The 23,834-nt window shown below is 74.1% G+C and carries 27 protein-coding genes; 12 read left to right on the forward strand and 15 right to left on the reverse strand.

Going from position 1 to position 23,834, the window contains the following annotated elements; translation table 11 throughout:
- Positions 1–29 precede the first annotated feature (29 nt).
- From ACIBPB_RS02460 to ACIBPB_RS02500, 9 genes are all read right to left on the reverse strand, one after another.
- The gene (locus ACIBPB_RS02460; protein WP_396837833.1) at positions 30–890 is read right to left on the reverse strand and encodes a PHP domain-containing protein; all 861 of its coding nucleotides are present in this window, start codon (positions 888–890) and stop codon (positions 30–32) included.
- A gap of 39 nt (positions 891–929) precedes the next feature.
- A complete protein-coding gene (locus ACIBPB_RS02465; protein WP_396837834.1) occupies positions 930–2,126 on the reverse strand; it encodes a hypothetical protein in 1,197 nt (398 codons plus the stop codon).
- A 59-nt stretch (positions 2,127–2,185) separates the two neighbouring features.
- Positions 2,186–2,941 carry a SigE family RNA polymerase sigma factor gene (locus ACIBPB_RS02470; protein ID WP_396837835.1) on the reverse strand — a complete coding sequence of 252 codons (756 nt, stop codon included), beginning with the start codon at positions 2,939–2,941 and terminating at the stop codon, positions 2,186–2,188.
- A 105-nt stretch (positions 2,942–3,046) separates the two neighbouring features.
- Positions 3,047–3,922, reverse strand: a complete 876-nt coding sequence (locus ACIBPB_RS02475; RefSeq protein ID WP_357319878.1) for a PH domain-containing protein — start codon at positions 3,920–3,922, stop codon at positions 3,047–3,049.
- Positions 3,923–3,928: 6 nt separating this feature from the next.
- Positions 3,929–4,087: a hypothetical protein gene (locus ACIBPB_RS02480; protein WP_007455302.1), complete on the reverse strand. Its 159-nt coding sequence runs from the start codon at positions 4,085–4,087 to the stop codon at positions 3,929–3,931.
- A 117-nt stretch (positions 4,088–4,204) separates the two neighbouring features.
- Positions 4,205–4,903, reverse strand: coding sequence for a DUF6758 family protein (locus tag ACIBPB_RS02485; protein WP_396837836.1), 699 nt, complete (start codon positions 4,901–4,903; stop codon positions 4,205–4,207).
- A 129-nt stretch (positions 4,904–5,032) separates the two neighbouring features.
- Entirely contained in the window at positions 5,033–5,656 is a 624-nt protein-coding gene (locus tag ACIBPB_RS02490) for a TrmH family RNA methyltransferase (RefSeq protein ID WP_396837837.1), read from the reverse strand.
- A gap of 49 nt (positions 5,657–5,705) precedes the next feature.
- Entirely contained in the window at positions 5,706–6,194 is a 489-nt protein-coding gene (locus ACIBPB_RS02495) for a hypothetical protein (RefSeq protein WP_357319873.1), read from the reverse strand.
- A gap of 173 nt (positions 6,195–6,367) precedes the next feature.
- The gene (locus tag ACIBPB_RS02500) at positions 6,368–6,883 is read right to left on the reverse strand and encodes a MaoC family dehydratase (protein WP_396837838.1); all 516 of its coding nucleotides are present in this window, start codon (positions 6,881–6,883) and stop codon (positions 6,368–6,370) included.
- Between the two features lie 548 nt (positions 6,884–7,431).
- Here ACIBPB_RS02500 and trxA point away from each other — a divergent pair.
- The 3 genes from trxA to ACIBPB_RS02515 all read left to right on the forward strand — a co-directional run bounded on the left by trxA (position 7,432) and on the right by ACIBPB_RS02515 (position 9,337).
- The gene (trxA, locus tag ACIBPB_RS02505; protein WP_046563145.1) at positions 7,432–7,800 is read left to right on the forward strand and encodes a thioredoxin; all 369 of its coding nucleotides are present in this window, start codon (positions 7,432–7,434) and stop codon (positions 7,798–7,800) included.
- Between the two features lie 182 nt (positions 7,801–7,982).
- Positions 7,983–8,423 carry a hypothetical protein gene (locus tag ACIBPB_RS02510; protein ID WP_396837839.1) on the forward strand — a complete coding sequence of 147 codons (441 nt, stop codon included), beginning with the start codon at positions 7,983–7,985 and terminating at the stop codon, positions 8,421–8,423.
- Positions 8,420–9,337, forward strand: coding sequence for an MFS transporter permease (locus ACIBPB_RS02515; RefSeq protein WP_396837840.1), 918 nt, complete (start codon positions 8,420–8,422; stop codon positions 9,335–9,337). Before ACIBPB_RS02510 ends, ACIBPB_RS02515 begins: the two co-directional genes overlap by 4 nt.
- Positions 9,338–9,490: 153 nt before the next feature.
- On the opposite strand, the gene ACIBPB_RS02520 is transcribed toward ACIBPB_RS02515, so the two are convergent.
- Positions 9,491–9,910 carry a DUF393 domain-containing protein gene (locus ACIBPB_RS02520; RefSeq protein WP_357319860.1) on the reverse strand — a complete coding sequence of 140 codons (420 nt, stop codon included), beginning with the start codon at positions 9,908–9,910 and terminating at the stop codon, positions 9,491–9,493.
- A gap of 92 nt (positions 9,911–10,002) precedes the next feature.
- On the opposite strand from ACIBPB_RS02520, the gene ACIBPB_RS02525 reads away from it, so the two are divergent.
- The 4 genes from ACIBPB_RS02525 (at position 10,003) to ACIBPB_RS02540 (ending at position 14,065) form a co-directional block, all read left to right on the forward strand.
- Positions 10,003–12,042, forward strand: coding sequence for an intein-containing Rv2578c family radical SAM protein (locus ACIBPB_RS02525; RefSeq protein ID WP_396838168.1), 2,040 nt, complete (start codon positions 10,003–10,005; stop codon positions 12,040–12,042).
- Positions 12,043–12,065: 23 nt separating this feature from the next.
- Positions 12,066–12,815, forward strand: a complete 750-nt coding sequence (locus ACIBPB_RS02530) for a hypothetical protein (protein WP_396837841.1) — start codon at positions 12,066–12,068, stop codon at positions 12,813–12,815.
- 40 nt (positions 12,816–12,855) lie between these two features.
- Positions 12,856–13,263 carry a CoA-binding protein gene (locus tag ACIBPB_RS02535; RefSeq protein WP_396837842.1) on the forward strand — a complete coding sequence of 136 codons (408 nt, stop codon included), beginning with the start codon at positions 12,856–12,858 and terminating at the stop codon, positions 13,261–13,263.
- A gap of 82 nt (positions 13,264–13,345) precedes the next feature.
- Positions 13,346–14,065 carry a hypothetical protein gene (locus ACIBPB_RS02540; protein ID WP_396837843.1) on the forward strand — a complete coding sequence of 240 codons (720 nt, stop codon included), beginning with the start codon at positions 13,346–13,348 and terminating at the stop codon, positions 14,063–14,065.
- Positions 14,066–14,222: 157 nt separating this feature from the next.
- Here the strand turns inward: ACIBPB_RS02540 and ACIBPB_RS02545 are convergent, their stop codons facing one another.
- The gene (locus ACIBPB_RS02545) at positions 14,223–16,205 is read right to left on the reverse strand and encodes a hypothetical protein (RefSeq protein WP_396837844.1); all 1,983 of its coding nucleotides are present in this window, start codon (positions 16,203–16,205) and stop codon (positions 14,223–14,225) included.
- A 55-nt stretch (positions 16,206–16,260) separates the two neighbouring features.
- The gene (locus ACIBPB_RS02550; protein WP_396838169.1) at positions 16,261–16,863 is read right to left on the reverse strand and encodes a TetR/AcrR family transcriptional regulator; all 603 of its coding nucleotides are present in this window, start codon (positions 16,861–16,863) and stop codon (positions 16,261–16,263) included.
- Positions 16,864–16,957: 94 nt separating this feature from the next.
- Here ACIBPB_RS02550 and ACIBPB_RS02555 point away from each other — a divergent pair, with 94 nt between their 5' ends.
- Positions 16,958–17,620, forward strand: coding sequence for a hypothetical protein (locus ACIBPB_RS02555; protein ID WP_396837845.1), 663 nt, complete (start codon positions 16,958–16,960; stop codon positions 17,618–17,620).
- A 36-nt stretch (positions 17,621–17,656) separates the two neighbouring features.
- On the opposite strand, the gene ACIBPB_RS02560 is transcribed toward ACIBPB_RS02555, so the two are convergent.
- Complete coding sequence (locus ACIBPB_RS02560) at positions 17,657–18,853, reverse strand: acyl-CoA dehydrogenase family protein (protein WP_396837846.1); 1,197 nt, start codon at positions 18,851–18,853, stop codon at positions 17,657–17,659.
- Between the two features lie 180 nt (positions 18,854–19,033).
- On the opposite strand from ACIBPB_RS02560, the gene ACIBPB_RS02565 reads away from it, so the two are divergent.
- Positions 19,034–19,498, forward strand: a complete 465-nt coding sequence (locus ACIBPB_RS02565) for a DUF4190 domain-containing protein (RefSeq protein ID WP_396837847.1) — start codon at positions 19,034–19,036, stop codon at positions 19,496–19,498.
- Positions 19,499–19,501: 3 nt separating this feature from the next.
- Here the strand turns inward: ACIBPB_RS02565 and ACIBPB_RS02570 are convergent, their stop codons facing one another.
- Complete coding sequence (locus ACIBPB_RS02570) at positions 19,502–20,392, reverse strand: SDR family NAD(P)-dependent oxidoreductase (RefSeq protein ID WP_357319837.1); 891 nt, start codon at positions 20,390–20,392, stop codon at positions 19,502–19,504.
- A 117-nt stretch (positions 20,393–20,509) separates the two neighbouring features.
- Here ACIBPB_RS02570 and ACIBPB_RS02575 point away from each other — a divergent pair, with 117 nt between their 5' ends.
- Positions 20,510–21,040 carry a DUF4190 domain-containing protein gene (locus tag ACIBPB_RS02575; RefSeq protein WP_396837848.1) on the forward strand — a complete coding sequence of 177 codons (531 nt, stop codon included), beginning with the start codon at positions 20,510–20,512 and terminating at the stop codon, positions 21,038–21,040.
- Positions 21,041–21,083: 43 nt separating this feature from the next.
- Here ACIBPB_RS02575 and ACIBPB_RS02580 read toward each other — a convergent pair whose 3' ends face one another.
- The gene (locus tag ACIBPB_RS02580) at positions 21,084–22,040 is read right to left on the reverse strand and encodes a CoA ester lyase (protein WP_357319830.1); all 957 of its coding nucleotides are present in this window, start codon (positions 22,038–22,040) and stop codon (positions 21,084–21,086) included.
- Positions 22,041–22,167: 127 nt separating this feature from the next.
- Between ACIBPB_RS02580 and ACIBPB_RS02585 the strand changes: the two genes are divergently transcribed.
- Both ACIBPB_RS02585 and ACIBPB_RS02590 read left to right on the forward strand, forming a co-directional pair.
- A complete protein-coding gene (locus ACIBPB_RS02585; protein WP_396837849.1) occupies positions 22,168–22,992 on the forward strand; it encodes an SDR family NAD(P)-dependent oxidoreductase in 825 nt (274 codons plus the stop codon).
- Positions 22,993–23,041: 49 nt separating this feature from the next.
- The gene (locus ACIBPB_RS02590) at positions 23,042–23,758 is read left to right on the forward strand and encodes a GNAT family N-acetyltransferase (RefSeq protein WP_396837850.1); all 717 of its coding nucleotides are present in this window, start codon (positions 23,042–23,044) and stop codon (positions 23,756–23,758) included.
- The last annotated feature ends 76 nt before the right edge of the window (positions 23,759–23,834 follow it).

Genomic DNA, 23,834 nt, shown 5'->3' on the forward strand with positions numbered 1-23,834 from the left:
GGACACGGTAGCGGCGGGGGTCGGCGGGTTCAGCCTGAAGCGACCGGGGTCACCCCGGCGGCCACGATCGCCTCGTACGCGGCCGGGTCGGTGGTGAACGCGCCGAGGTGAACGGTCTTGTGCGTGCCGTGGAAGTCCGACGAGCCGGTGACCAGCAGGCCCAGCTCGGCGGCGAGCCGCCGGACGTGGGCCCGCTCGACCGGCGAGTGGTCCTCGTGGTCGGCCTCCAGCCCGGCCAGCCCGGCCGCCGCGAGGTCGACGATCAGCTCGTCCGGCACGATCCGGCCGCGCCGGCTGGCCTTCGGGTGGGCGAAGACCGGCACCCCGCCGGCGGCCCGGACCAGCGCCACCGCCCGGAACACGTCGACGTCCTCCTTGGGCAGCCGGTAGCGCTCGCCCAGCCACCGCGGCCCGAACGCCTCGGTGGTGCTGGCCACCAGCCCGGCCCGGATCAGCGCCTGCGCGATGTGCGGCCGGCCCACCACGCCACCGCCCGCGCCGGCCAGGATCTCCGGCCAGCTCACCTCGACGCCGTCGGCCCGGAGCAGCTCGACGATGCGCTCGGCGCGGACCTCCCGGGCCGCGCGGATCCGGGCCAGCTCGGCGGCCAGCGCCGGCTCGTCCGGGTCGAAGAGGTAGCCGAGCAGGTGCAGCGGAATCGCCGGTTCGACGCCGTACCAGCGGCAGGAGATCTCCGCGCCGCGCACCAGGGTGAGGCCGGGCGGCAGGGCCCGGACCGCGGCGTCCCAGCCGGCGGTGGTGTCGTGGTCGGTGATCGCCACGACGTCCAGCCCGGCGTCGGCGGCGGCCCGGACCAGGTCCGCCGGGCTGAGCGTGCCGTCGCTGGCGGTGGAGTGGGCGTGCAGGTCGATCCGGGCCGGGGCGCTCATCCCGCCGACGCTACCGCCCGGCCCGGGTGGCCGCCGGGGTCACGCCCCGGCATCCGCCACCACGACCGGGCGGTCGCCGGGGGCGACCCCGTTGACGGGTGAGGCGGTGGGTCGCTCGCCGTCCAGCACCCGGTCCGGGCGTACCCGGACCAGCCCGCCGGTGGCGTCGACGTGCATGGCCACCCCGGCCGCGGTCCAGGCCACCCCGGCCACCACCGCCGGCCCGGCCGGGTGGGCGGTCACGGTGGCGCCGAGGGTACGCAGGTCGACCAGGAGCGCCGCCCGGCCGGCCCCGTTGAGCAGCAACCAGCGGTGGTCCCAGGAGATCGCCCCCAGACCGTCGACGGCCAGCTCCGGGCCGCAGCCGGTGCGGACCGGGGCGAGGTCGCGGGCCGGGTCGAGCAGGGCCACGCAGGGCCGCCCCGGCCTGCCGGCGGTGACCAGGCCGACCACCCGCCCGTCCGGCAGCTCCCCGTAGACGGCCAGCACGTCGGGGGCGGTCGGGCCGGGCCGGGCACCCGCGGTCCGCGACCAGGTCGCGAACCCGCTGCGGCCGGGTTGCCGGATCAGCACGGCGTCGCCGGCGAAGCCGACCGGCTCGGCGCCGGCCGGCGCCGGGGTCTGGTTGGCGGCGATGAGCTGGCCGCCGACCAGGCCGGCGGCGTGCAGGTCGGGCCCGTCGCGCCAGGCCACCTGGCGGCCGTTCGCGGCGACCGTGACGGCGTCGGCGCCGGCCAGCAGCACCTGCGGCGGGGTGCCGTTCGGCGGCAGCCACCAGAGGGTACGGCCGGCCGGGGTGGCCGAGGTCATCAGCCAGCCGCCGGCGTCGGGGAGGCGCTGGGCCCGCTCGACCGGGCCGACGTTGGTCAGCTCCTGCTGCTCACCGCCGCTGGTCTCGAGCCGGGACCCGAGGATCAGGTCCAGCTCGGCGCGGACCGGGCCGGGGGACGGGGCGGTGGCCGTGGGCAGCGGTGCGGGCGAGAACCCGCGCGGGTCGCCGAGCACCACGGTGGGGGTGCCGCGGTTGCCGCCGGGCTCGCCGAGCTGGGCCATGCCGGCGGTGACCAGGACGGTGGCGACGCCGGCCAGGGCCAGGCCGGTCAGCGCGCGGCGCCGGCCGCTGCGCCGGGCCCGCCGGAGCGCCACCGCGGCCGGGTCGGCGGCGAGCGGTTGCGGTGCGGCGACGCGACCCGCCAGGGTCTCGCGCAACGCCCGCTCCAGCTCGTCCTCGGTCACGCGGAATGGACGCTGCGGGGTGCCGGTTTGGTTGTCGCCGGGATTCGACCTGCGGTTCATCAGGTCTCCACCGGCACGACGCCGACCGGCCGGGCGGCGGGTCGCGCCGCCGCAGGTCGCGCGGGGCGCGGCGGCGGTGCGGACGACGGCGCGGGCGGCGGCACGGCCGGGGTGCGGGAGGCGGCCGCCGCACCCGAGACGACCGGGCCGCGCGGCGCGGCGGCTGGGGCGGCCGGGGCGGCCGCGCGTGGGGTGGCCGGGGTACGCGGCGCGGGCCGGGCCGGCGCCGCCTGCTCCGCGTCGGCGGGCAGCCCGAGAGCGCTCGCCGAGCCCAACCGGCGGCGCAGGGTGTTCAACGCCCGGGAGGTCTGGCTCTTCACGGTGCCCGGCGAGATCTCCAGCAGGGCCGCCGTCTGCGCCTCGGACATGTCCTCGTAGTAGCGGAGCACCAGCACGGCCCGCTGCCGGGCCGGGAGCGCCTGGAGGTGCCGCCACAGGACGTCCCGGTCGAGCTGCTGCTCGATCTCGTCCACGCCGGCCCGCTCGGGCAGCACCTCGGTCGGGCGCTCACCGTGCCAGCGCCGCCGCCACCAACTCGTGGACGTGTTCACCATGACCCGGCGGGCGTACGGCTCGATCGCCTCGATCCCACCCAGCCGTTTCCAGGCCAGGTAGGTCTTGGTCAGCGCGGTCTGGAGCAGGTCCTCGGCCGTGGCCCAGTCCCCGGCGAGCAGGTACGCGGTGCGCAGCAGAGCACTGGAGCGGGCCGCGACGAACTCACGGAACTCCTCCTCCAGCGGGTCCCTGCCGGCCACCGATCACCTCCACGCCGCCCGTTCTGCCTGGCAGGCTCCCATGCCGGAGCGGGCCGAGTCGACGGCAAGAGGTGCGAGACACATCCGATTTTCGGTCGGAAAGTTTCACGCCCCGTCGTCGGCCTTGGCCTCGTCGGCCTCCTTGCCCAGCCGGGCCTCGACGGCCTGCGGCTCGTACATCTCCTCGACCACGCGCAGGTAGAGCTCGTTCGGGTTGGGCAGATTCTTGATCTCGCGGAGCGCCTGCTCCTGGCCGGCGGACTCCAGCACGAAGGTGCCGTAGTTGAGCGCCCGGCCGGTCGGGGTCTGCTCGTACTTCATGTCGGTGACCCGGACCAGCGGCATCATCGCGACCCGGCGGGTGATGATCCCGTTGACCACCATCACCCGCTTGTTGGTGAGGATGAAGCGGTCGTACCACCAGTCGGCGACCCGCCAGGCGACCCAGCCCATCACGGCGAACCAGAGCAGCACCGCGACGGTGGTCAACGCCCCGACGTCCCGGCCGGCCAGGAAGCCGGAGAGGTAGCCGAGGACGAAGGTCGCCGCGACGCCGACGATGATCGGCGTGGAGAGGTGGATCCAGTGCCGCTTCCACTCGCCCCGGTAACGCTCGGTGGGGAAGAGGTAGCGGGCCACCAGCGAGCTGGGCTCGTCCTCCAGCGGCAGCACCCGGCGCGGGCCGGCGCCGGCCGCGTCGGCGCGCAGCCCGGCCAGCTCGTCCTCGGAGATCTGCGGCGGCTGGTAGCCGGCCTCCGGATCCCGGATCCAGGCGCGCCCGGAGCGACCCTCGCCGGCGTAGCCGGGCCCGTCGCCGAAGGCCGCGTCGTCCGATAGGGACGGCCCGGTGCCGTAGGCCGAGCCCGAACCGAAGCCGGGACCGTCATCGGGGTCGATCCGGGGGATCGGCTCGGTGTCGCGCTCCCGGCGCTCCCGGTCGGGGTCGTCCGGGTCGAAGGGTGGACCGGAGGGGCTGCCCATCGGTGGTTAGGCGACCAGGCTCGTAAAGAAGTCGCCGAAGCCCTGGGCGATGTCCATGATGCCGCCGCCGAGGGACTTGAACACATCGGCGGCGGAGTTCGGCCGGTACGCAACAAAGAAGATCAAGAATGCGATGCCGGCCCAGGTGAGGACCTTCTTGACCATAGCGGGCCATCCTCTCGCGCGGCGCCGGGTCCGTTTACCGCAGCGGCACCCAGAGTATCAGCATGGTGTCGTACAGTGAATATCTGCGTTCGTCTCCGCTCCGCCGGTGCCGGCCGGTCAGGCCCGCCCGTGCAGGTACGGAGATGGTGCGCCGTACACGAGTTCGGGCGGTGTCCACTCGGTGAGGTCGTGCAGCACGACTTCTTCCGCGAGGAGGTGACCCGCACTCGCCGGCCAGGCTATCGCATGCAGCCACATTCCCCGAGCCTCGCCGGCGTACGCGCTTCGATCCGTCGGTGAATTCACCAGCCACAGTGGAGTCGGGTGGCCGCCCACCCTGATCTTGGCGTGCGGCACCCGCTCGGGATGACCAGGGCCGGGATCGGTCAGCGCCTCCGCGACCTGGGGTCCCGGGTCGGGTCCGGGCAGCGCGGCGAAGCGGGAGCCCAGTCCCACCCCCGGGTCCTCGGCGACGAAGAGAAGGTCGGCCGGTCCACCGTCGAGCGGGGCCGGCCCGGCGCAGGCCACCGCGGTGGCGCGGATCCCGCTCCGGTCGTCGCCGGCCCAGGCCACCCCGGTCAGGGTCCAGCCGGTGGGCAGCGGCCACGGGCACCACAGCGGTACGCCCGCCCGTCCGCCGGGGCCGACGCCGGCCGCCACCCGCTCCACCACGCTGGCCATGATCTCGGCGTTGATGTGCTCGGGCACGTGCAGCGGCGGCACCGGCCCGCAGCGCAGGCAGCGTGATTCCCCGTGCATCAGGTCCGGCTCCCGGATCGGGCCCGCGCACCTCGGACAGCTCACCGCGACGCTCACGTTCCCACCGTCGTCCCGGACCGTCGGGCCGTCAAGCGAACCGCGCGGACCGGCTCGGGTATTTCCATCCGTAGGCGGAACCGACACCGGGAATCCCGCAAAGCGCGGCAGCGCGGGGCAGCACCGGCTTCAGGCCGGCGGCGGACCGGCGTACGCGCGGATCCAGGCGTGCATGGCGATCCCGCTGGCCACGCCCGCGTTGATGGACCGGGTCGAGCCGTACTGGGCGATCGAGAAGAGCTGGTCACACGCCGTCCGGGCGGTGTCGGACAGCCCCGGCCCCTCCTGGCCGAAGAGCAGCACGCAGCGGCGGGGCAGGGTGCTCGTCTCCAGCGGCTTCGAGCCGGGCAGGTTGTCGATGCCCACCACCGGGAGCCGCTGCCCCGCGGCCCAGTCGACGAACTCCTCGATCGTCGGGTGGTGCCGGACGTGCTGGTAGCGGTCGGTCACCATGGCGCCCCGGCGGTTCCACCGCCGCCGTCCGACGATGTGCACCTCGGCGGCGAGGAAGGCGTTGGCGTTGCGGACCACCGTGCCGATGTTGAAGTCGTGCTGCCAGTTCTCGATCGCCACGTGGAAGTCGTGCCGGCGCCGGTCCAGGTCGGCCACCACGGCCTCCCGCCGCCAGTAGCGGTAGCGGTCCACCACGTTGCGCCGGTCGCCCTCGGCGAGCAGCTCCGGGTCGTACCGGGGGTCGTCCGGCGGGTCGCCGGGCCAGGGCCCCACCCCCACGTCGAACTGGTCGTCGGTCACGGTCTCCAGAGGGTACGGCCGGGGCCGGCGCCGCCCGCCGCCACCCCGCTCAGGGCAGGTCCAGCGCGCCGCCGAGCCGGTCGAGGAAGCGGCGGTCGGCCGGGCTCGACCCGTCGTCCCCGGTCCGGCAGACCCGGGCCGCCACGGACTGCACCCACTGCCGGTACGCCGCCGAGTCGGCCGGGTCGGCGCGGCGCCGCAGCACCCGTACCGTCGCTCGGCAGGCGGCGAGGAGGTCGACCAGGTCGGTGAGGCGCTCGTCCCGGGCGGCGCTGCCGTCGTGCCGGGCGTAGATGGCGGCGACCACGGCCCGGACCAGATCGCTGTCGAAGGCTCGGCCGGCGGCGACCGCGTCCAGGCCGGCGAGGCCGGCGGCGACCCCGCGCGGCGGCCGTCCCGGGGCGGGCGAGGCGGCGGCCACGAGGACCCGGCCCGGCAGGTCGGTCAGCAGGTCCCACTCCGCCGCGGAGTAGACGGAGGTGGTCAACGGTGCGGCGCGGCGCCCGGCGGAGGGCGGCTCGGCGGCGGAGGATCTCATGCCGCCACTCCGGCTCGCTCCGGGGCGCCGGGCGGCACCGACCCGCCGGACCTGGTGATTCGCGCGCTGCACTCGCTCATCGCGGGACCTCCGGCGTCAGCATATGCCCCGTGCCGGCGGCCGGGCCCGCTCCCGGCGCGGAACGCCGCGGCGGGCCCGGCCGGACCGTCGGGTCAGCGCGGTTCCGGGAAGCTGGGCCGCTCCGGGTCCACGCCGGCGGGCAGCGCGGCGGCCGCGTACTCCCGCTTGGGGACCATCACCTTGCGGCGGAAGACACAGACCAGAGTGCCGTCCTGGTTGTAGCCGCGGGTCTCCACGGCGACCACGCCGCGGTCCGGCTTCGAGGCGGACTCCCGCTTGTCCAGCACGGTGGTCTCGCCGTAGATGGTGTCGCCGTGGAAGGTCGGGGCCACGTGCCGCAGCGACTCGATCTCCAGGTTGGCGATGGCCTTGCCGCTGACGTCGGGTACGGACATGCCGAGCAGCAGGGAGTAGATGTAGTTGCCGACCACCACGTTGCGCTTGAACTGGCTCGCCGACTCGGCGTAGTGGGCGTCCATGTGCAGCGGGTGGTGGTTCATGGTGAGCAGGCAGAAGAGGTGGTCGTCGTACTCGGTGACCGTCTTGCCCGGCCAGTGCCGGTAGACCGCGCCGACCTCGAACTCCTCGTAGTAGCGGCCGAACTGCATCCTTGTCCCCTTCGACGGGCGGCGATGGAGTTCGGCACAGCATGCCTTACCGCTTGTTAAGGCGGTGGCGGGGGCGCGCGCGGCGCGGAAATGTCACACCCGGACCGAACCGGGGGGAGACGCAATGAGCGGCGGGGCCCTCCCCGGCACCCGCCGCCCACGCTCTGATGAAGAAGATTCTGCCGTACGCGGGTACTGCACCAACAGAGACCGGCATCACATTTATCTTTTCGTAACAATACGAAGCGTAACTGTGGATCAATCCCTAAGCGATCTCCATGACCGAATCGTCGCTCGTCAAGCGCCAAGTTACCGATACGTAGCAGGCACGGAACGTGATCTCCCTGGAAACGCTCCCATCACGACGGGTCACGCAAGTGCGACATGCACATGCGATCAGCAGGGCCGGGAAAAACTGAGCCCTCTCGATGCATGCGGAGCGCCACCGCTACGCTCCGCAGCGTTTCGTCACCTGGCTCACGGGAATTCCAGGGCATCCACCCTGGTTCCACCGGACGTAGTCAATCCGCGCCGATCGGAGAGTTGCCATGGCAACCGTTGAGCTGACCACCGCCAACTTTGACGAGGTGACCGCGCAGGACGGCATCGTCCTGCTCGACTTCTGGGCCGACTGGTGCGGTCCGTGCAAGCGGTTCGCCCCGGTTTACGAGCGTTCCTCGGAGAAGCACCCGGACATCGTGTTCGGCAAGGTGGACACCGAGGCGCAGCAGGAACTGGCCGTCAAGTTCAACATCAGTTCCATCCCGACCGTGATGGCGATCAAGGACGGCGTCATCGTGTTCGCCCAGCCCGGCTCGCTGCCCGAGTCCGCTCTGGAGAACCTGATCGAGCAGGTCGAGCAGCTCGACATGGAGCAGGTCCGCAAGCAGCTGGCCGAGCACGGCCACCAGCACTGACCGACCGACCAACGGCCGGGCCCCCGCGACGGGGGCCCGGCCGTCGTCGTGCCCGGGCCCGGGAGGGTCCGGCCGTCGTCATACCGGGCCCAGGAAGGGTCCGGACCAGCGACACGGCCAGCGAGGAATGGACGAGGGACCGACACCTTGCGCCCAGGTCGATCCCGTATCGTCCGGAGCCGATGGAGACCTTGACCACCCGCGGGCGCGCGGTCCGGCTCGGCGCCACCGCGCTCGGGCTGGCCCTGCTCCTCGCCGGCACCCTGCTCGGCGCCGACGACGATTTCCCGTTCGGCCCCTTCCGGATGTACTCCACCTCCGACCCGCCGGACGCACCGGCGCCGGACACCCGGGTCGAGGGCGTCGACGGCACCGGCGCGGTGGTCGCGCTCGGCCAGGACGCCACCGGCATCCGCCGGGCCGAGATCGAGGGCCAGCAGTCCCGGTACGCCGCCGACCCCGCCCTGCTGCGCCGGGTCGCCGACGCGTACGCCGAGCGGCACCCCGCCGCCCCCGGGCTGGTCGAGGTCCGCATCGTGATCCGCTGGTACGACATCCAGGGCGGCCGCCCGACCGGCCGCTGGACGGACCGCACCGCCGTACGCTGGCAGGCCGTCCCGTGACCGGCTGGCTGACCGAGGCGGTCCCCCGCGGCCGGGTGGCCGCCTTCCGCACTCTGGTCTACCTCTTCGTCGCCGCCGATCTGGTGATCTTCACGCCCTGGGTGCGCAGCCGGGTCGACGTGCCCGGGGACCTCTACCGGCCGCTGCTGATCGGCCGGCTGCTGCCGCTGCCCACCCCCACGCCGGTCCTGGTCGGCGTGATCTTCTGGGTGTTGCTGGTGCTCGCGCTGCTCGCCGCGACCGGGCGGGCGCCCCGGCTGCTCGGCTGGGCGGTCTTCGCGCTCTATTTCGAGTGGATGATCGTCGCGATGAGCTACGGCAAGGTCGACCACGACCGGTTCGGGCTCCTGGTGGCGCTCGCCGTCCTGCCCACGGCCGGGCGGGCCCGGCACGGCGACCCCACCCGTACGGAGGCCGGCGGCTGGGCACTGCGGGTCACCCAGATCGCGGTCATCTGCACGTACTTCCTGGCCGCCTGGGCGAAGTTCCGCTTCGGCGGCCTCGACTGGGCCACCGGCTCGGTGCTGGCCCGCGCGATCATCCGGCGCGGCACCGACCTGGCCGACCTGATCGCGCAGGTGCCCCACCTGCTGATCGTCGCCCAGTTCGGCATCCTGGCCTTCGAACTGCTCAGCCCGCTGGTGTTCGTGCTGCCGGCCCGCTGGCGGCTGGCCGCGGTGGGCTTCTTCTACTCGTTCCACCTGGTCACCATCGCGACCATCACCATCTCGTTCGCGCCGCACCTGGTGGCGATGACCAGCTTCCTGCCGCTGGAGCGGATCCGGCCGGTGCTCTGGGCGCGGCGCCGGCTCACCCGCCGGCGCGGCCCCGCCCGGGGCCCCGACGGCGAGACCGCGTCGGCCGCACCGCTGGCCGGCGCGGATCCGAGGCCCGAGCCGGCCACCGGCGGCTGAACCGCCGGCCCGCGCGGAACCGCCGGCCGAACCGGCCACCGGCGGCCGAACCGTCGGCCCGCGCGGAACCGCCGGCCGAACCGGCCACCGGCGGCCGAAGCACCGGCCCGCGCGGAACCGCCGGCCGAACCGGGGACCGGCGGCCGAGCCGGGTCAGGCGCCGGCGGACGGGCGGCCGGTCGGGCCGTACAGGCGCTCCCGGGCCTCCTGCGGCAGCGCGCAGGCGGCCGTGCCGCCGGGCAGCCGGTGCCGGTTGCGGGCCACCCACCGGTACGCCGGCCAGGCGACCGCCCGGACCGGCGGGAAGCGCAGGCCGGCGCCGGCGGCCCGCCAGAGCGGCGCGCTCCCGCCGAGCAGTTTCGCGATGGCGTCGGGGCCGGCGGCGCGGGAGCCGTCGGCACCCACCCACTGCACCGCCTCCTCGCACTCGGCCTCCGTCAGGCCCAGCGCGGCCAGGTCGGCGAACTGCCAGGGCAGCACCCGGGCGCCGGTGGGGATTCGGCGCTCGATGAACTCCGCGCAGCGGGTGCAGAACGCGCAGTCGCCGTCGTAGACGAAGGTCGACGTCTCCATGCCCCCATCCTGCACCCGCCCGCCCCCTCCCGGACCGCCGGTGTCCGGCGCGTCACTTGCACAATCTTCGTACGCATGTTCGAATGAGGGTCATGCGCTGGGACAACCTCTCCGCTCCCCCGGACGAGGGGACTCCCGACGGGGCAGCGCCAGCGACTCCACCCCTGCCGCTGGCGCTCCCCGGCGCCATCGCCCGCACCTTCGACACCCCCGGCTTCGCCGGCATGACGTTCTACGAGGTGCGGGCAAAGTCGATCATCAACCGGGTGCCCGGCCAGTCGCGCGTCCCGTTCGAGTGGACGATCAACCCCTACCGGGGTTGTTCCCATGCCTGTGTCTACTGCCTCTCCGGTGACACAGCGATCCTCATGGCCGACGGGCGCACGCGGCCGATCAGCGAGCTGGTGCCCGGTGACCGGATCTACGGCACCGAACGCCGGGGGGCCTACCGGCGCTACGTGATCACCACGGTCCTCGACACGTGGTCGACGGTGAAGCGGGCGCACCGGGTCACCCTGGCCGACGGCACCACGCTGGTGGCGAGCGGCGACCACCGGTTCCTCACCGAGCGCGGCTGGAAGCACGTGACCGGGGCGATGGGCGGGCCCGGCAAGCGGCCGTACCTGACCACCAGCAACCGCCTGATCGGCACCGGCCGCTTCGCGCCCGCGCCCAAGGACTCCGCCGACTACCGGCGGGGTTGGCTCCGCGGCACGGTCCGCGGCGACGGTAGCCCCGACCGCCCGTTCCGGCTGGCCGTTACCGACGACGAGGCGCTCGGCCGGGCGACGCGGTTCCTCGCCGACGCCGGGATCGACGCGCACCGGGCCCGATTCGTCCCGGTGACCACGGCACGCCGGGCCGGCACCGCCATTCGCACCGCCCGGCAGCGGGACGTCGAGGCGATCGCCGAGCTGGTGGGCTGGCCGGAGGCGCCGACGGACGACTGGCGGCTGGGGCTCCTGGCCGGGGTCTTCGACGCGGAGGGCAGCTGCCACCGCGGCGTCTTCCGGATCGGCATGCGGGACGACGCGGCCCTCGACCGGGTCGCCGACGCCCTCGACCGGTTCGGCTTCCGCTGGGTCCTGGAGGATCCCGGCCATCCCAAGCGGGTCCGCCAGGTCCGGCTGACCGGCGGCCTCCCCACCCGGCTGCGGTTCTTCCACCTCACCGACCCGGCGATCACCGGCAAGCGGTCCATCGCGGGCGCGGCCCTGAAGTGCCAGGCGGAGCTGCGCGTTGCCGGCATTGAGGATCTCGGCCTGGAGCTGCCGCTGTGGGACATCACCACCGGCACCGGCGACTTCATCGCCAACGGGGTGGTCAGCCACAACTGCTTCGCCCGCAACACCCACACCTACCTCGACCTCGACGCCGGGGCGGACTTCGACCGCCGGGTGATCGTCAAGGTCAACGCGGGCGAGCTGGTCCGCCGGGAGCTGGCCGCCCCGCGCTGGCGCGGCGCGCACATCGCCATGGGCACCAACGTGGACTGCTACCAGCGGGCCGAGGGGCGCTACCGGCTCATGCCGGCGATCCTCGAGGCGCTGCGGGATTTCGCCAACCCGTTCTCCATCCTGACCAAGGGCACCCTGCTCCTGCGGGATCTGCCGCTGCTGCGCCGGGCCGGCGAGGTCACCCGGGTCGGGCTGTCGTACTCGGTGGGCTTCGTCGACGAGGCGCTGTGGCGGGCGGTCGAGCCGGGCACGCCGAGCCCGCGCCGCCGGCTGGAGGCGGTACGCCAGCTCACCGACGCCGGCTTCCAGGTCGGGGTGCTGATGGCGCCGATCCTGCCCGGCCTCAGCGACGACGACGAGTCGATCGACGCCACGGTGGCGGCGATCGCCGCCGCGGGGGCCACCAGCGTCACCCCGCTGGCCCTGCACCTGCGCCCCGGCGCCCGCGAGTGGTACGCACACTGGCTGGCCCGGGAGTTCCCCCAGCTGGTCCCCCGCTACCGCCAGCTCTACCGCGCCGGCTCGTACGCCCCGCAGGCCTACCAGCGGGAGCTCACCGCGCGGGTGCGGATCGCGGCCCGCCGGCACGGCCTGCACCGGGGCGAGGCCGGCGACAACCGCCGGCCGCCCGAGCCGCCCCCGCCACCGGTGGCCGAACAGCTCTCCCTGTTGTAGCGGTCGCCGCCTACGATCCGGCTGTGCGAGAGATCATCACCGCAGCGCTGCGCCGCCGCCGTCAGCTCGTCCTCGTCGGGTTGGCGCTGGGCGTGGGCCTCGCACTCGCGGCGATCGGGCTACGGTCCGTCGGCGGGCCGGTGGCGGCCCTGACCTTGCTGCCCATCCTGTTCTTCGTCGGGGTGGCCGTCCGCGAGAGCGTGCGCCAGCCCGGCCGGGAAGGGCTGCGGGTCGACGAGACGGCCGGCGCTTTCTTCGCGCCCCCGCAGCGCGGCGTCCTCTACGGCCCGGCCATCGGCGGATACCTCGTCTACTACGGGATCTACACCCTCGCCGGTTCCGCCGTGGAGGGCTGGGACGTGTTCTTCATGGCTTCGTACCTGCTGGTCGCCGCCGGGCTCGCCATCGGGTCGTGGCGGTTGGTGCCGTTCGTGACGCTGACCCCCGAGGGCGTGGCCTCCGGCGCGCCCCGACCGATGACCGTGGTGCCGTGGGAGGCGATCGGCGCGGGCGCGCCCACCGGGCCGGGCGCGGCCGGGAGGTTCCTGCGGCTGCCGATCGCCCGCCCGGAGTTGGTCCGCCGCAGCCTCGGCTGGCCCCGTCGCGGCGCCTTCGTGGCGGTGCGGGACCTGACCGTCGCGCCGGACTTCCTGGCCGCCGCCATCCAGTACTACGTCGCCCACCCCGAACACCGGGCCGCGATCGGCACCACACAGGAGTACGACCGGCTCCGGCGGGAACTCGCCGGGGTGCCGCTCGCCGGCCAGGTCTGACCCGCAGGACTTGGGACGCTGGCGGAGTTAGGCTCGGCGGATGCGTTCCGCTCAGCAGATCCTCGCCGACTCCGCCGTGATCGCCGTCGTGGGCGCGTCCCGCGACCCGGGCAAGGCCGCGCACCGGGTACCGCTGGAGATGCAGCGCCACGGCTGGCGGATCATCCCGGTCAACCCCACCGTGGACGAGCTCTTCGGCGAGAGGGCGTACCCGACGCTGGCCGACATCCCGCACCCGGTCGACCTGGTCGACGTGTTCCGGCCGGCCGCCGACGCGGTCGAGGTGGTCCGCCAGGCGGTGGCGATCGGCGCGCCGGCGGTGTGGCTGCAGCTCGGGATCTTCTCCGCCGAGGCGCGGCGGATCGCCGAGGAGGCGGGCATCGACTACGTCGAGGACCGCTGCCTGATCATCGAGCGGGCCGCCGGCGGCCTGACCCGGCTGGGCTGAGCCACCGCCGTCGGCGGTACGGCCGCTCGACCGCGCCGCGCTGTCCGGACCGGTTCTGGCCGGCTCCGCGTACCCTGCGGGCGTGTTCTCCTCCGAGCCGCTGGCGGCGGCGCGGCCCGGTCGCGACGGTCTCTGGCCCCGGCGGTTGCTGTCCCTCGTGGTCGGCGGCGCGGTCGCCGTGGTGGCCGCCCGGGTCCTGCTCCCGCTGACCGCGTCCCAACTGGATGATGTCCGGGGCCTGGCGTGGGTGGCGGCGGGGGCGCACCTGGGGCAGCAGCGGTGGCGGCCCCGGCGGACCGGCCGGCTCGTCTGGCGCGCCCGGGTGTTCGGCCGGCAGGGCGTGGAACCGGGCCTCGTCGCCCGCCGGTCGACCGCCGGCTGGGTGGAGCTGATCGCGACGGTGGCCATGGTGACGACCCTGGCGGTCGGCGTGGTCTCGCTCCTGCCGGACGGTGGGTCCTGGGCGGCCGCCCGGCCGGTCCTGCTCGGCGTGGTGGCTCTGGGGCTGGGGGTCTGCGTCTACCAGGAGGTGCGGTTCCCGGACCGGGTGGCGCTGACCGCGAGCGGGTTGCGCGACGGCTGGCACCGGTACGCCTGGCCGGACATCGCCGGGGCCGGCCTGCAGGACGGCGGCGGGGTGCGGCTGCGCCTGGCCGTGCGGCAGATACCGCCACCGGTGGTCGGCGGCCGGGGCCTGGCGGCCTCGGACGAGCGGCTGCTCGCCGCGATCGACGAGGTCCGGTCGCGGCCCCAGGCGCTGGCGGTCGGGCTGCCGATCACCCCGGCCGAGCCCGCCGACTGAGCGGCAGGCCGGCCTCGGCCGGCGTCCGCCGGGCCGGAGCGGGACCGTCCCGTACCGGTCGACGTGCTCCGGCCGGCCGGCGGCGCGCTCGCGGTGGCCCGGCGGGGCGGTGGCGCTGGGCGGGCCACCGGCGGTCCTACTGCCGCGACTCACCGGCTCACAGCACCACGGTCACGACCTGCTCCGGCTGCGCCGACGCGGCCACGACCCGACCGTCCGGGGCGGCCGCGATCAGCCAGGGTTCTCCGGGTAGCCGGCCCACCCGGACGGTCGGCTCGTACGGGAGCGGGACCAGCGGGATGCGCCGCGCCGGCCGCCGGCAGAACGCGTCGGGGCAGCTCCACAGATACAGCCGCGGCGGCGTGGGCGCCGGCGCGCCGAACTGGATTCGGATGCCCTCGGCGGCGGGCCAGCCGGCGGCCAGCCCGTAGACGCCGCCGCCGGGCCGGGCCGTGGTGGGCACCGGCTCGCTGCTACCGCAGCCGCCCGGGCGCAGGCAGTGGAAGATGTCACCGAAATGCAGCAGGGCCAGTGCCTCGGCGGTGGGCATCCCGGCGGGTCGTTCCGGGGCCGATAGCCCGTGCGGGACGACGTGTCCGGAGTCGCATTGGACGGTGGCGCACCAGGCGACCCACGTGCCGGCCTGACCTGCGGGGCGGAAGGCGAGCACCGGCTGGCCGTCCCCGCCGACCCGGACCTTCAGCTCGCCGCTGCCCAGGTCGCCCCCGGGATTGGGCACCCGGCCGAGTACGACGGAGGTCGGCCGCTCGCACCGGGCGTCCGCGCAGCGCAGCAAGCCCAGCTCGATCATCGGCTGTTCGGTGGCGGGCGCGTCGACGGCGAGTCCGGGCTGGACCGTGGCTCCGCCGGCCCGTTGGTCGGCGCGCGGCTGCGGTACGGGGGTCGCCGCGGCGACCAGGACGCCGCCGCCGGGCGCCGGGACGAGGCTCTCCCAGCGGCTGTCCCGCAGCGCCTCCACGATGCCGTCCGACCGCTGGCACGCCCGCGCCGGGTCGCACCGCTCCAGCTGGTGCTGGCTGAGCACCCACACGGTGCCGTCCTCGGCGACGGCCGTGCCGGACGGCTCCAGGGCGAGTCGCGCCAGCTCGGTCGGGTGGGACCGGCCGCACCGGTCATCGAGACAGTCGTGAATGGTGGACTGGCTGACCAGCACCGGCGGGCGGCCCGCCGGCCAGCCGAGTGCGACGAGCCGGCCGGAGGCCGACCAGGGCAGCACGTTGACGTCGGCCAGCGCGCCACCCTCGGCCAGCACGCCGGCCGCGGCCCCGGGCAGCAGCAGCGCGGCGACGCCGAGCGGCATGATGATCCGGGCGGCCGCCCGATGCCAGCGCGCCGGCGACGCCGCGGGCACCGGGTCCGGGGGTGCCGCCGGCGACTCCGCGGGCGTCCGGTCCGGGGGTGCCGCCGTCAGGCCGGGCACGTCGACAGCGAACCGACGGTAGGCGGCCAACATGGTCCAGGCCTGGGTGACCGCGACGGCGACCAGCACGACGTCCCGCAGCACCCAGACCACGGCCCCGCCGAGGTGGCCGGTGACCAGCTCCTCCGGTCGGCGGAACAGCCAGCCGAAGAGCTGGGCCGGCAGCGCCACCCCGAGCAGCAGCAACAGGGCGGCGTGCACCACGTGACGGCCCACCGTCGAGGCGGCCGCGCGGATGGCTGCCGTTCCATGGAGTCCGGTCAGCACCGCGATCGCGGGTACGAGCGCCAGCCGGACCAGGAGCAGGACCACCGGTACTGCGACCAGCGCGGCCACCGCGCCCACCAGGAGCAGGTCCCCGGGGAGAGCCAGGGCGACGAGCGACATCCCGGCGGCCACCGCCACGACGGCGGCAGCGAGGGCGAGGCAGACCGTCGGGAGAGCCCGTCGGGCCCGGCGTAGCGGGTGGTCCAGGCCGGCCAGTGCCGCCACTCCCGCGGTCACCGCCCAGCTCCAGAGCACGGCGACGACCAGCGCCTCCGGCCAGCCCGCCGGCGGCCGCACCAGCACGCCGTTGACGAGCCGCGGCGGGTCGGTCTCCGCGACGGGCAGCAGCCGCCACAGGGGCTGGACCAGCAGGAGCGGGGCGAGGAGCAGCAGGACGGGTCGCAGCGCCGCGCGGCGGGGCGGAAGAGGCACGCCGTACGGTACGACGGGGTGGGCGTGATCCGCCGACCCGTCGAGATCGGCCGGCTCAGGCTGCCGGCGTCTCCGGACCGAAGATCAGATCGAGTTGGGCGTCGAGGGCGGCCAGGGCGGTCTCCGCCGGGTAGTGCCCGCCGAGCAGATAGATGCCGAGCCCTTCCAGCACCGCCAGCAAACCGACGGCGGCGTGGTCCGGGTCGACCCGCGGGTGGGTGCTGCCGGCGCGGATCTGGGCGGCGAGGAAAGCCAGCAGGGCGGCCGTCTCGTCGTGCAGCGCGGCGGCGACGGCCGGGCGCACGGCGGTGTAGGCGAGGAACGCCAGCGCGACCCGGCCGTCGGCCCGCCGCTCCTCGTCGAGGGGGAGCAACTCGGCCAGCATGGTGCGCAGCAGCTCCCGGGGGCGTGGCGTGCCGCCGAGCGCGGCGACGGCCCGAGTCACCCGTGCCTCGTTGCGCTCCCGGATCACCGAGAGCGCGAAGGTCATCATCTCGTCGCGGGTCCGGAAGTAGTGCTGCACCATGCCCGGGCTGACCCCCGCCGCGGCGGCCACGTGGCGGAGGCTGACCGCCTCCAGACCCTGGTCGGCGGCGACCCGCATGAGCGCGTCCGCGATCAGCGCCCGGCGCTCCCGATGGTCGACCCGCTTCGGCATGGCTCCCATGCTTTCACAATGCGACTGCATTGACACGTCAGTTCGCAAGCGTTTACATTGCGACTGCATTGCAAAGAGAGAGGGGGGCGGGAACATGCGGAGGGACGGCTGGGCCGGCGCGGCCAGACTGGTTCGACGCGCCGTCGCGTACGAGTGGGGCCTGTGGCGCAGCCTGGCCCGGTGGATCCTGCGGCGCCCCTACCGGGTCGCGCCCGGCGCACAGACCTTCGGGTACGTGGGCGTGGTCCAGCCGATCCTCGGCGTCTTCATCGCCCTGTCGACGATCGAGATCCCGGTCCTCGATCTGATCCTGCGGCACACGCTCGGCTGGCCGGCGCTCCGGCACGTCGCCATCGCGCTCGGCGTCTGGGGCGTGCTGTGGATGGTCGGGCTGCTCGCCAGCCTCCGGATCCACCCGCACGTCCTCGACGACACCGCCCTGCGGATCCGCAACGGCGTCTCGCTCGACGTCCTGATCCCGTGGCGCGCCGTCGCCCGGGTGGACGCTCGCTACCGGTCCCTGCCGTCCAGCCGGGCCGTCCAGTACGACCCGGACGACCCGGCCGTGCTCAACCTCGGCGCCGGCAGCCAGACCGCCGTGGACGTGGTGCTGCGCGAGCCGCTGTCGGTGCGCCTGCCCAGCGGGCCGAGCCGGCCGGTGCGGGAGATCCGGATCTACGCCGACGACCCGAGGGCACTGGTCGCCCGGGCCCGCCGGCACGTACCCGCCGACACGCCCGGGGCGAACCGGCGTTGAGCGGGGCCGCCTGCCGGCAGGGGCCCCGCTCACCCCTCAGAGCTTGTACTCCTTGAGCAGGCCGCGGGAGATGATGGTCTTCTGGATCTCCGAGGTGCCCTCGCCGATGAGCAGGAACGGGGCCTCCCGCATCAGCCGCTCGATCTCGTACTCCTTGGAGTAGCCGTAGCCGCCGTGGATGCGGAACGCCTCCTGGACCACCTCGGCGCAGTATTCCGAGGCGAGCAGCTTGGCCATGCCGGCCTCGACGTCGTTGCGCTGGCCGGCGTCCTTGAGCCGGGCGGCGTTGACCATGAGGGCGTGCGCCGCCTCGATCTTCGTACCCATCTCGGCGAGCTTGAACGCGACGGCCTGGTGCTTGGCAAGCGGCTGGCCGAAGGTGCGGCGCTGCTGGGCGTACGCGACGGCCAGCTCGAAGGCGCGGATGGAGATGCCGCAGGCGCGGGCGGCCACGTTGACCCGGCCGACCTCGATGCCGTCCATCATCTGGTAGAAGCCGCGGCCGACCTTCTCCTCGCCGCCGAGCACGGCGGAGGCGGGGACGGTGACCCCGTCGAGCACCATCTCGGTGGTCTCGACGCCCTTGTAGCCCATCTTGTCGATCTTGCCGGGGATGGTCAGGCCGGGCGCGGTCTCGCCGAAGCCGGGCTCCTTCTCCAGCAGGAAGGTGCTCATGTTGCCGTAGACCGAGTCGGCGCCGGTGTCGGTCTTGACCAGGGTGGCCACCACGGACGAGTAGGCGCCGTTGGTCAGCCACATCTTCTGGCCGTTGAGCACGTAGTTGTCGCCGTTGCGGACGGCCTTCGACTTGATCGCCGACACGTCCGAGCCGCACTCGGGCTCGGACATGGAGAAGGCGCCGCGCACCTCGCCGGTGGCCATCCGGGGCAGCAGCCGGGCCTTCTGGTCCGCCGAGCCGTGCTGGGAGATCAGGTACGCCACGATGAAGTGGGTGTTGACGATGCCGGAGATCGACATCCAACCCCGGGACAGCTCCTCGACCACCAGGGCGTACGTCAGCAGGGACTCGCCCAGGCCGCCGTACTCCTCGTCGATGGTCAGGCCGAACAGCCCCATCTCCCGCATCCCGTCGAGGATGTCGGTGGGGTACTCGTCGGCGTGCTCCAGCCGCTGGGCGTGCGGAATGATCTCCTTGTCGGCGAACTCCCGGACGGTTTCCAGGATCGACCGCTGCACGTCGGTCAGGCCGGGCGTCTGGGCGAGTCGGGCCATCTCAGCCTCCGGGGGATCGGCGCATTACTCGTGGGTAACTGAACGCTCGGTCAGTATCGGCCCCAGGCCGGGCGAGGCCAAGGTGACCAGTCCACACAACCGCTGTGAAAAGGTTCACCGCTGCGGGTAGCGTCCGCAAGAGAGAAGGCCGTTGGCCTGCGACGGAAGGGGCAAGGAGGCGTGAGTCAACCACCCGGTGAGCCGGAGCAGCCGCCGTCGCCGTACGAGCCGCCGACCTACGGACAGCCGCACGAGCCACCGGCCTACGGACAGCCGCACGAGCCACCGGCCTACGGCCAGCCCTACGGGCACCCGGAGCAGCCACCCTGGGGGCAGCAACCCCCGTACGCCCCGCAGCCCCCGTACGGGCAGTACGGGCCGCCCGGCCCGGGACCGCGACCCGGCGGCGGGCCGAACGTGCTCGCCATCCTGTCGCTGGTCTTCGCCTTCGTCTTCGCCCCCGTCGGGATCGTCCTCGGCCACCTGGCCAAGCGGCAGATCCGGCAGACCGGCGAGGAGGGCAACCAGCTCGCCACCTGGGGGCTGGTGCTCAGCTACGTCTTCACCGCCCTCGGCCTGCTCTTCTGCTGCGGCTGGATCGGCCTCTCGATCTGGGCGAACTCCGACAACGGCGGCTACCGCTGACGCTCAGCGGAACTGCGCCTCGCGCACGCTGTTGCCGCCGTCCACCACCAGCATCTGCCCGGTGATGTACGAGGCCGCCGGTGAGCAGAGGAAGGCGATCGCGGCCGCCACCTCGTCCGGCGTGCCCGGCCGGCCGACCGGCGTGCCCAGCCCCTGCTTGATCTCGGCGGCCGTCGACGCCGCGGTGTAGATGGTGCCGGGCGCGACCGCGTTCACCGTGACCCCGTCGGCGATCATCTCCATCGCCAGTGCCCGGGTCAGCCCGACCACGCCCGCCTTCGCCGCCGCGTACGCGGCCTCGGTGGGCAGCGCGTTGACCGGGCCGGCGGTGGCGGAGAGATTCACGATCCGCCCCCAGCCCCGCTCGGCCATCCCGCCGATGAAGGCCCGGCTGCACAGGAACGCCGTGGTGAGGTTCCGGTCGATCTCGCCGCGCCACTCGTCGTAGCTGAGCTGGGCGACCGGGCGCAGCACCTCCGGGCTGGCCCGGCTGGCCAGGCCCGCGTTGTTGACCAGCACCTCGACGTCGCCGAGCTGCTCGGCCACCGCGTCGGCGAGCGCGCCCACTTCGGACTCGTCGGTGAGGTCGGCGACGAAGCCGGTCACCCCCAGCTCGCCGGCGCGGTCGTGGATCCGCCGGGTGGTGGAGACGATCGCCACCCGGGCGCCCAGGTCGGCGAGGCGGCGCGCGGTGGCGTACCCGATGCCGTCGGCGCTGCCGGCCCCGGTGACCAGCGCGACCCGGCCGTCCAGCCGCATGGTGACCGGCTCGGCCAGCGGCGCCGGCTGGTCCTGGTCGGCTGAACCGGCGGCCGGCCCACCGCGAGAGCGTCGTACCAGGCCGGGTCGGCTCACGTCCCGTCGCGACCGACCGCCGCGCGCGTCAAGTGCCATGCCGCGATCCTGCCCGCTGGGGACGTTCCGGGCAACGCGGCACCCGGAAAGCCGGTCCGCTGTCTTGCCTCCCGCTGGCTACCCTGACGGCACCCGAAGACCTAACGGAGATGACCGATGAGCTATCCCCCACCCTCCGGTGGCTGGCAGGACCCCTCGGCGCCGGGCCCGCAGTCGGCCCCACCCGCCGACCCGACGCTGCCGTTGGCCGGCAGCCCGATCCCGAACCAGCCGCACCCGGCGGACCCCTATGCACCGGCCGACCCGTACGCCGCGCCGGGCTACGCCCCGCCCGGTTACCCGCCCCCGGGTTACCCGGCGGCCGGCGACCCGTACGCGGCGGGCGGCTACCCGCCCGCCGGCTACCCGGCGTACCCGCCGCCGGCGACCAAGACCAACGGTCTGGCCATCGCGGCGCTGGCGCTGGCGCTGCTCGGCTTCACCTCGTGCATCACCGCCCCGATCGGCGCGATCCTCGGGCACGTGGCGCTGAAGCAGATCCGGGAGCGGGGCGAGCAGGGCGAGGGGATGGCGAAGGCCGGCGTCATCATCGGCTGGATCCTCACCGGCCTGATGGTGGTGCTGATCGCCGTCTACGTCGTGGCGATCGTGATCGCCATCAACAACGACAACTCCAGCGGCTCCTGACCGGCCGGGGCCGCCCCGGCCAACCGGGGCGGCCCGGCCGCGCTCACTCCGCGGGCGGGGTGAACGACGAGGTACGGCTCATCCCGGCCGCCCGGCCCTTGGCCGCGATCACCAACGCCATCTTGCGGGACGCCTCGTCGATCATCTCGTCGCCGAGCATCACGGCGCCGAGCTTCCCGCCCGCCTCCGAGGTGTAGTAGTCGTAGGCGTCGAGGATCAACTCGGCGTGGTCGTAGTCGGCCTGCGCCGGCGAGTAGACCTCGTTGGCCGCGTCGATCTGGCCCGGGTGCAGCACCCACTTGCCGTCGAAGCCCAACGCCGCCGAACGCCTGGCCACCTCGCGGAACCCGTCGACGTCGCGGATCTGCAGGAACGGGCCGTCGATGGCCTGCTTGTCGTGCATCCGCGCGGCCATCAGGATGCGCATCAGGATGTAGTGGTAGGGGTCGCCCGGGTAGTCCGCGATCAGCCCGCCCACCACCAGCGACTTCATGTTGATCGACGCCATGAAGTCGGCGGGCCCGAAGATGATGGTCTCGACCCGGGGCGAGGCGGCCGCGATGGCGTCCACGTTGACCAGGCCGGCCGCGTTCTCGATCTGCGCCTCGATGCCGATCCGGCCCACCTCGAGCCCGAGGGTCTTCTCGATCTGGGTGAGCAGCAGGTCCAGCCAGTGCACCTGCTCGGCGTTCTGCACCTTCGGCAGCATGATGCAGTCCAGGTTGGCGCCGGCGCCCTCCACCACCTCGATCACGTCCCGGTAGGTCCAGGGCGTGGTCAGGTCGTTCACCCGTACCACCCGGGCCTTGCCGGACCAGTCGCCCTCGTTCAGCGCGGCGACGATGTTCTTGCGGGCGTCCGGCTTCGCCAGCGGGGCGACCGCGTCCTCCAGGTCCAGGAAGACCTGGTCCGCGGGGAGGCCCTGGGCCTTGCCCAGCATCTTGACGCTGGAACCGGGTACCGCGAGGCAGGACCGGCGGGGGCGACCGACAGCGGCCATGGATGCGCTCCTTCCAGCGTCCGGCGGGCAGGCCGACGCCTCCAGGTGAAAGACGAGAACTTAACGATCCCAAAGGGCCGTTGTGACGCCACGGTAACCTCGTCCCGTGACCGGGGTGAATGGACCTGTGGAAGATCTCACTGAGCGTCGGATCGTGGTGGTGACCGGCGCCAGTTCGGGCATCGGGCTGGCCGCCGCGGTCGACCTGGCCCGCCGCGGCGACCACGTGGTGCTGGTCGGGCGGGACCCGGCCCGGCTCCAGATCGCCGGCGACCGGGTACGCGAGGCCAGCGGGGAGCGCCCCGAACTGTTCCGCGCCGACTTCGCCGTGCTCGACGACGTACGCCGGCTCGCCGAGCAGTTGCGCGCCGGGTACGACCGGATCGACGTGCTGGCCAACAACGCCGGCGCGATCGTGCTCCAGCCGATCACCACGGTCGACGGCTTCGAGCTGAGCATGCAGGCCAACCACCTCGCCCCGTTCCTGCTCAGCACGCTGCTGCGGGACCGGATCGGGCGGCTGGTGGTGACCGCCTCCGACGCGCATCGCAGCGGCATCCTCGACCCCGACGACCTGAACGCGGCGCTGCGCCGGTACCGGCCGTTCCAGGCGTACGGCACCAGCAAGCAGGCGAACATCCTGTTCACCGCCGAGGCGGCCCGGCGCTGGCCGGAGGTGCCGGCGTACGCGTTCCACCCCGGCGTGGTGCGGACCCGGTTCGGCAACGAGAGCCGGGTGGTCGCCCTGGGCATGCGGCTGCTGCCGTTCCGCAGCCCGGATAAGGGCGCGGAAACCCTGGTCTGGCTGGCCAACCAGGACCCGTCCCGGCTGGTCACCGGCGGTTACTACGCCGACCGGAAGGCGCACCGGCCGCGCGCCAAGGCGAGCGACCCGGCGCTGGCCGCCCGGCTCTGGACGGCCAGCGCGCGGGCCGTCGGCGTGCCCGCCTGAGCCGTTTTCCGGTTGCCACCGCGCCGCGGTCCGCTGGGATACTGCGCCGATGACCGAGCACGAGGGAACGACCCTGCACGTCGGTGGCGACGATCCGGAGCTGACCGCCCGGATCGAGCGGGAGCTGACCGCGTTCAACAACGCCGCCACCGGCGCCGACGACGAGGCCGGCCTCTCGGTGCGGGTGGTGGACGCCGACGGCACGCTGGTGGCCGGGCTGACCGGCTGGACCTGGGGCGGGCGCGCCGGGATCAACACCGTCTGGGTACGCGACGACCAGCGGCGCGCCGGCTGGGGCGGGCGGCTGCTGCGGGCCGCCGAGGAGGAGGCCCGGCGGCGCGGCTGCACCGAGATCTCGGTGGCGTCGTTCTCGTTCCAAGCCCCGGACTTCTACCGGCGGCACGGCTACTCCGACACCGGGATCCGGGACGGCATCCCCGGCGGCCACGTCGACCACCAGTTCTGGAAGTCGCTGGTCACGGAGCCGGCCGGGGTGCTGCGGGTGGTCGCGCTGGTCGACCTGGGCGCCGAGGCCGACGCCGGCCGGCGCTACGAGGACGCCGTGCTGGCCCTGCTCGGGCGGCACGGCGGGCGGCTGGAGCGGCGGCTGCGGACCGGGGACGGGGGGACCGAGGTGCACGTGATCCGGTTCGCGGCGCGGGCCGGCTACGACGCGTTCCTGGTCGACCCCGAGCGCGCCGCGCTGCGGGCCGCGCTGGGCGACGCCGCCCCCCGCACCGAGGTGCTGGAGGTCCGGGACGTCTGACCCGCCCGCTCCCCCTCACTTCATCACCCGGCGCGGGAAAGAACAAGACTTGATCTTGGACGGTCGGACGTCCAGG

It is taken from the genome of Micromonospora sp. NPDC049836 (assembly GCF_044465125.1).
Classification (GTDB): domain Bacteria; phylum Actinomycetota; class Actinomycetes; order Mycobacteriales; family Micromonosporaceae; genus Micromonospora.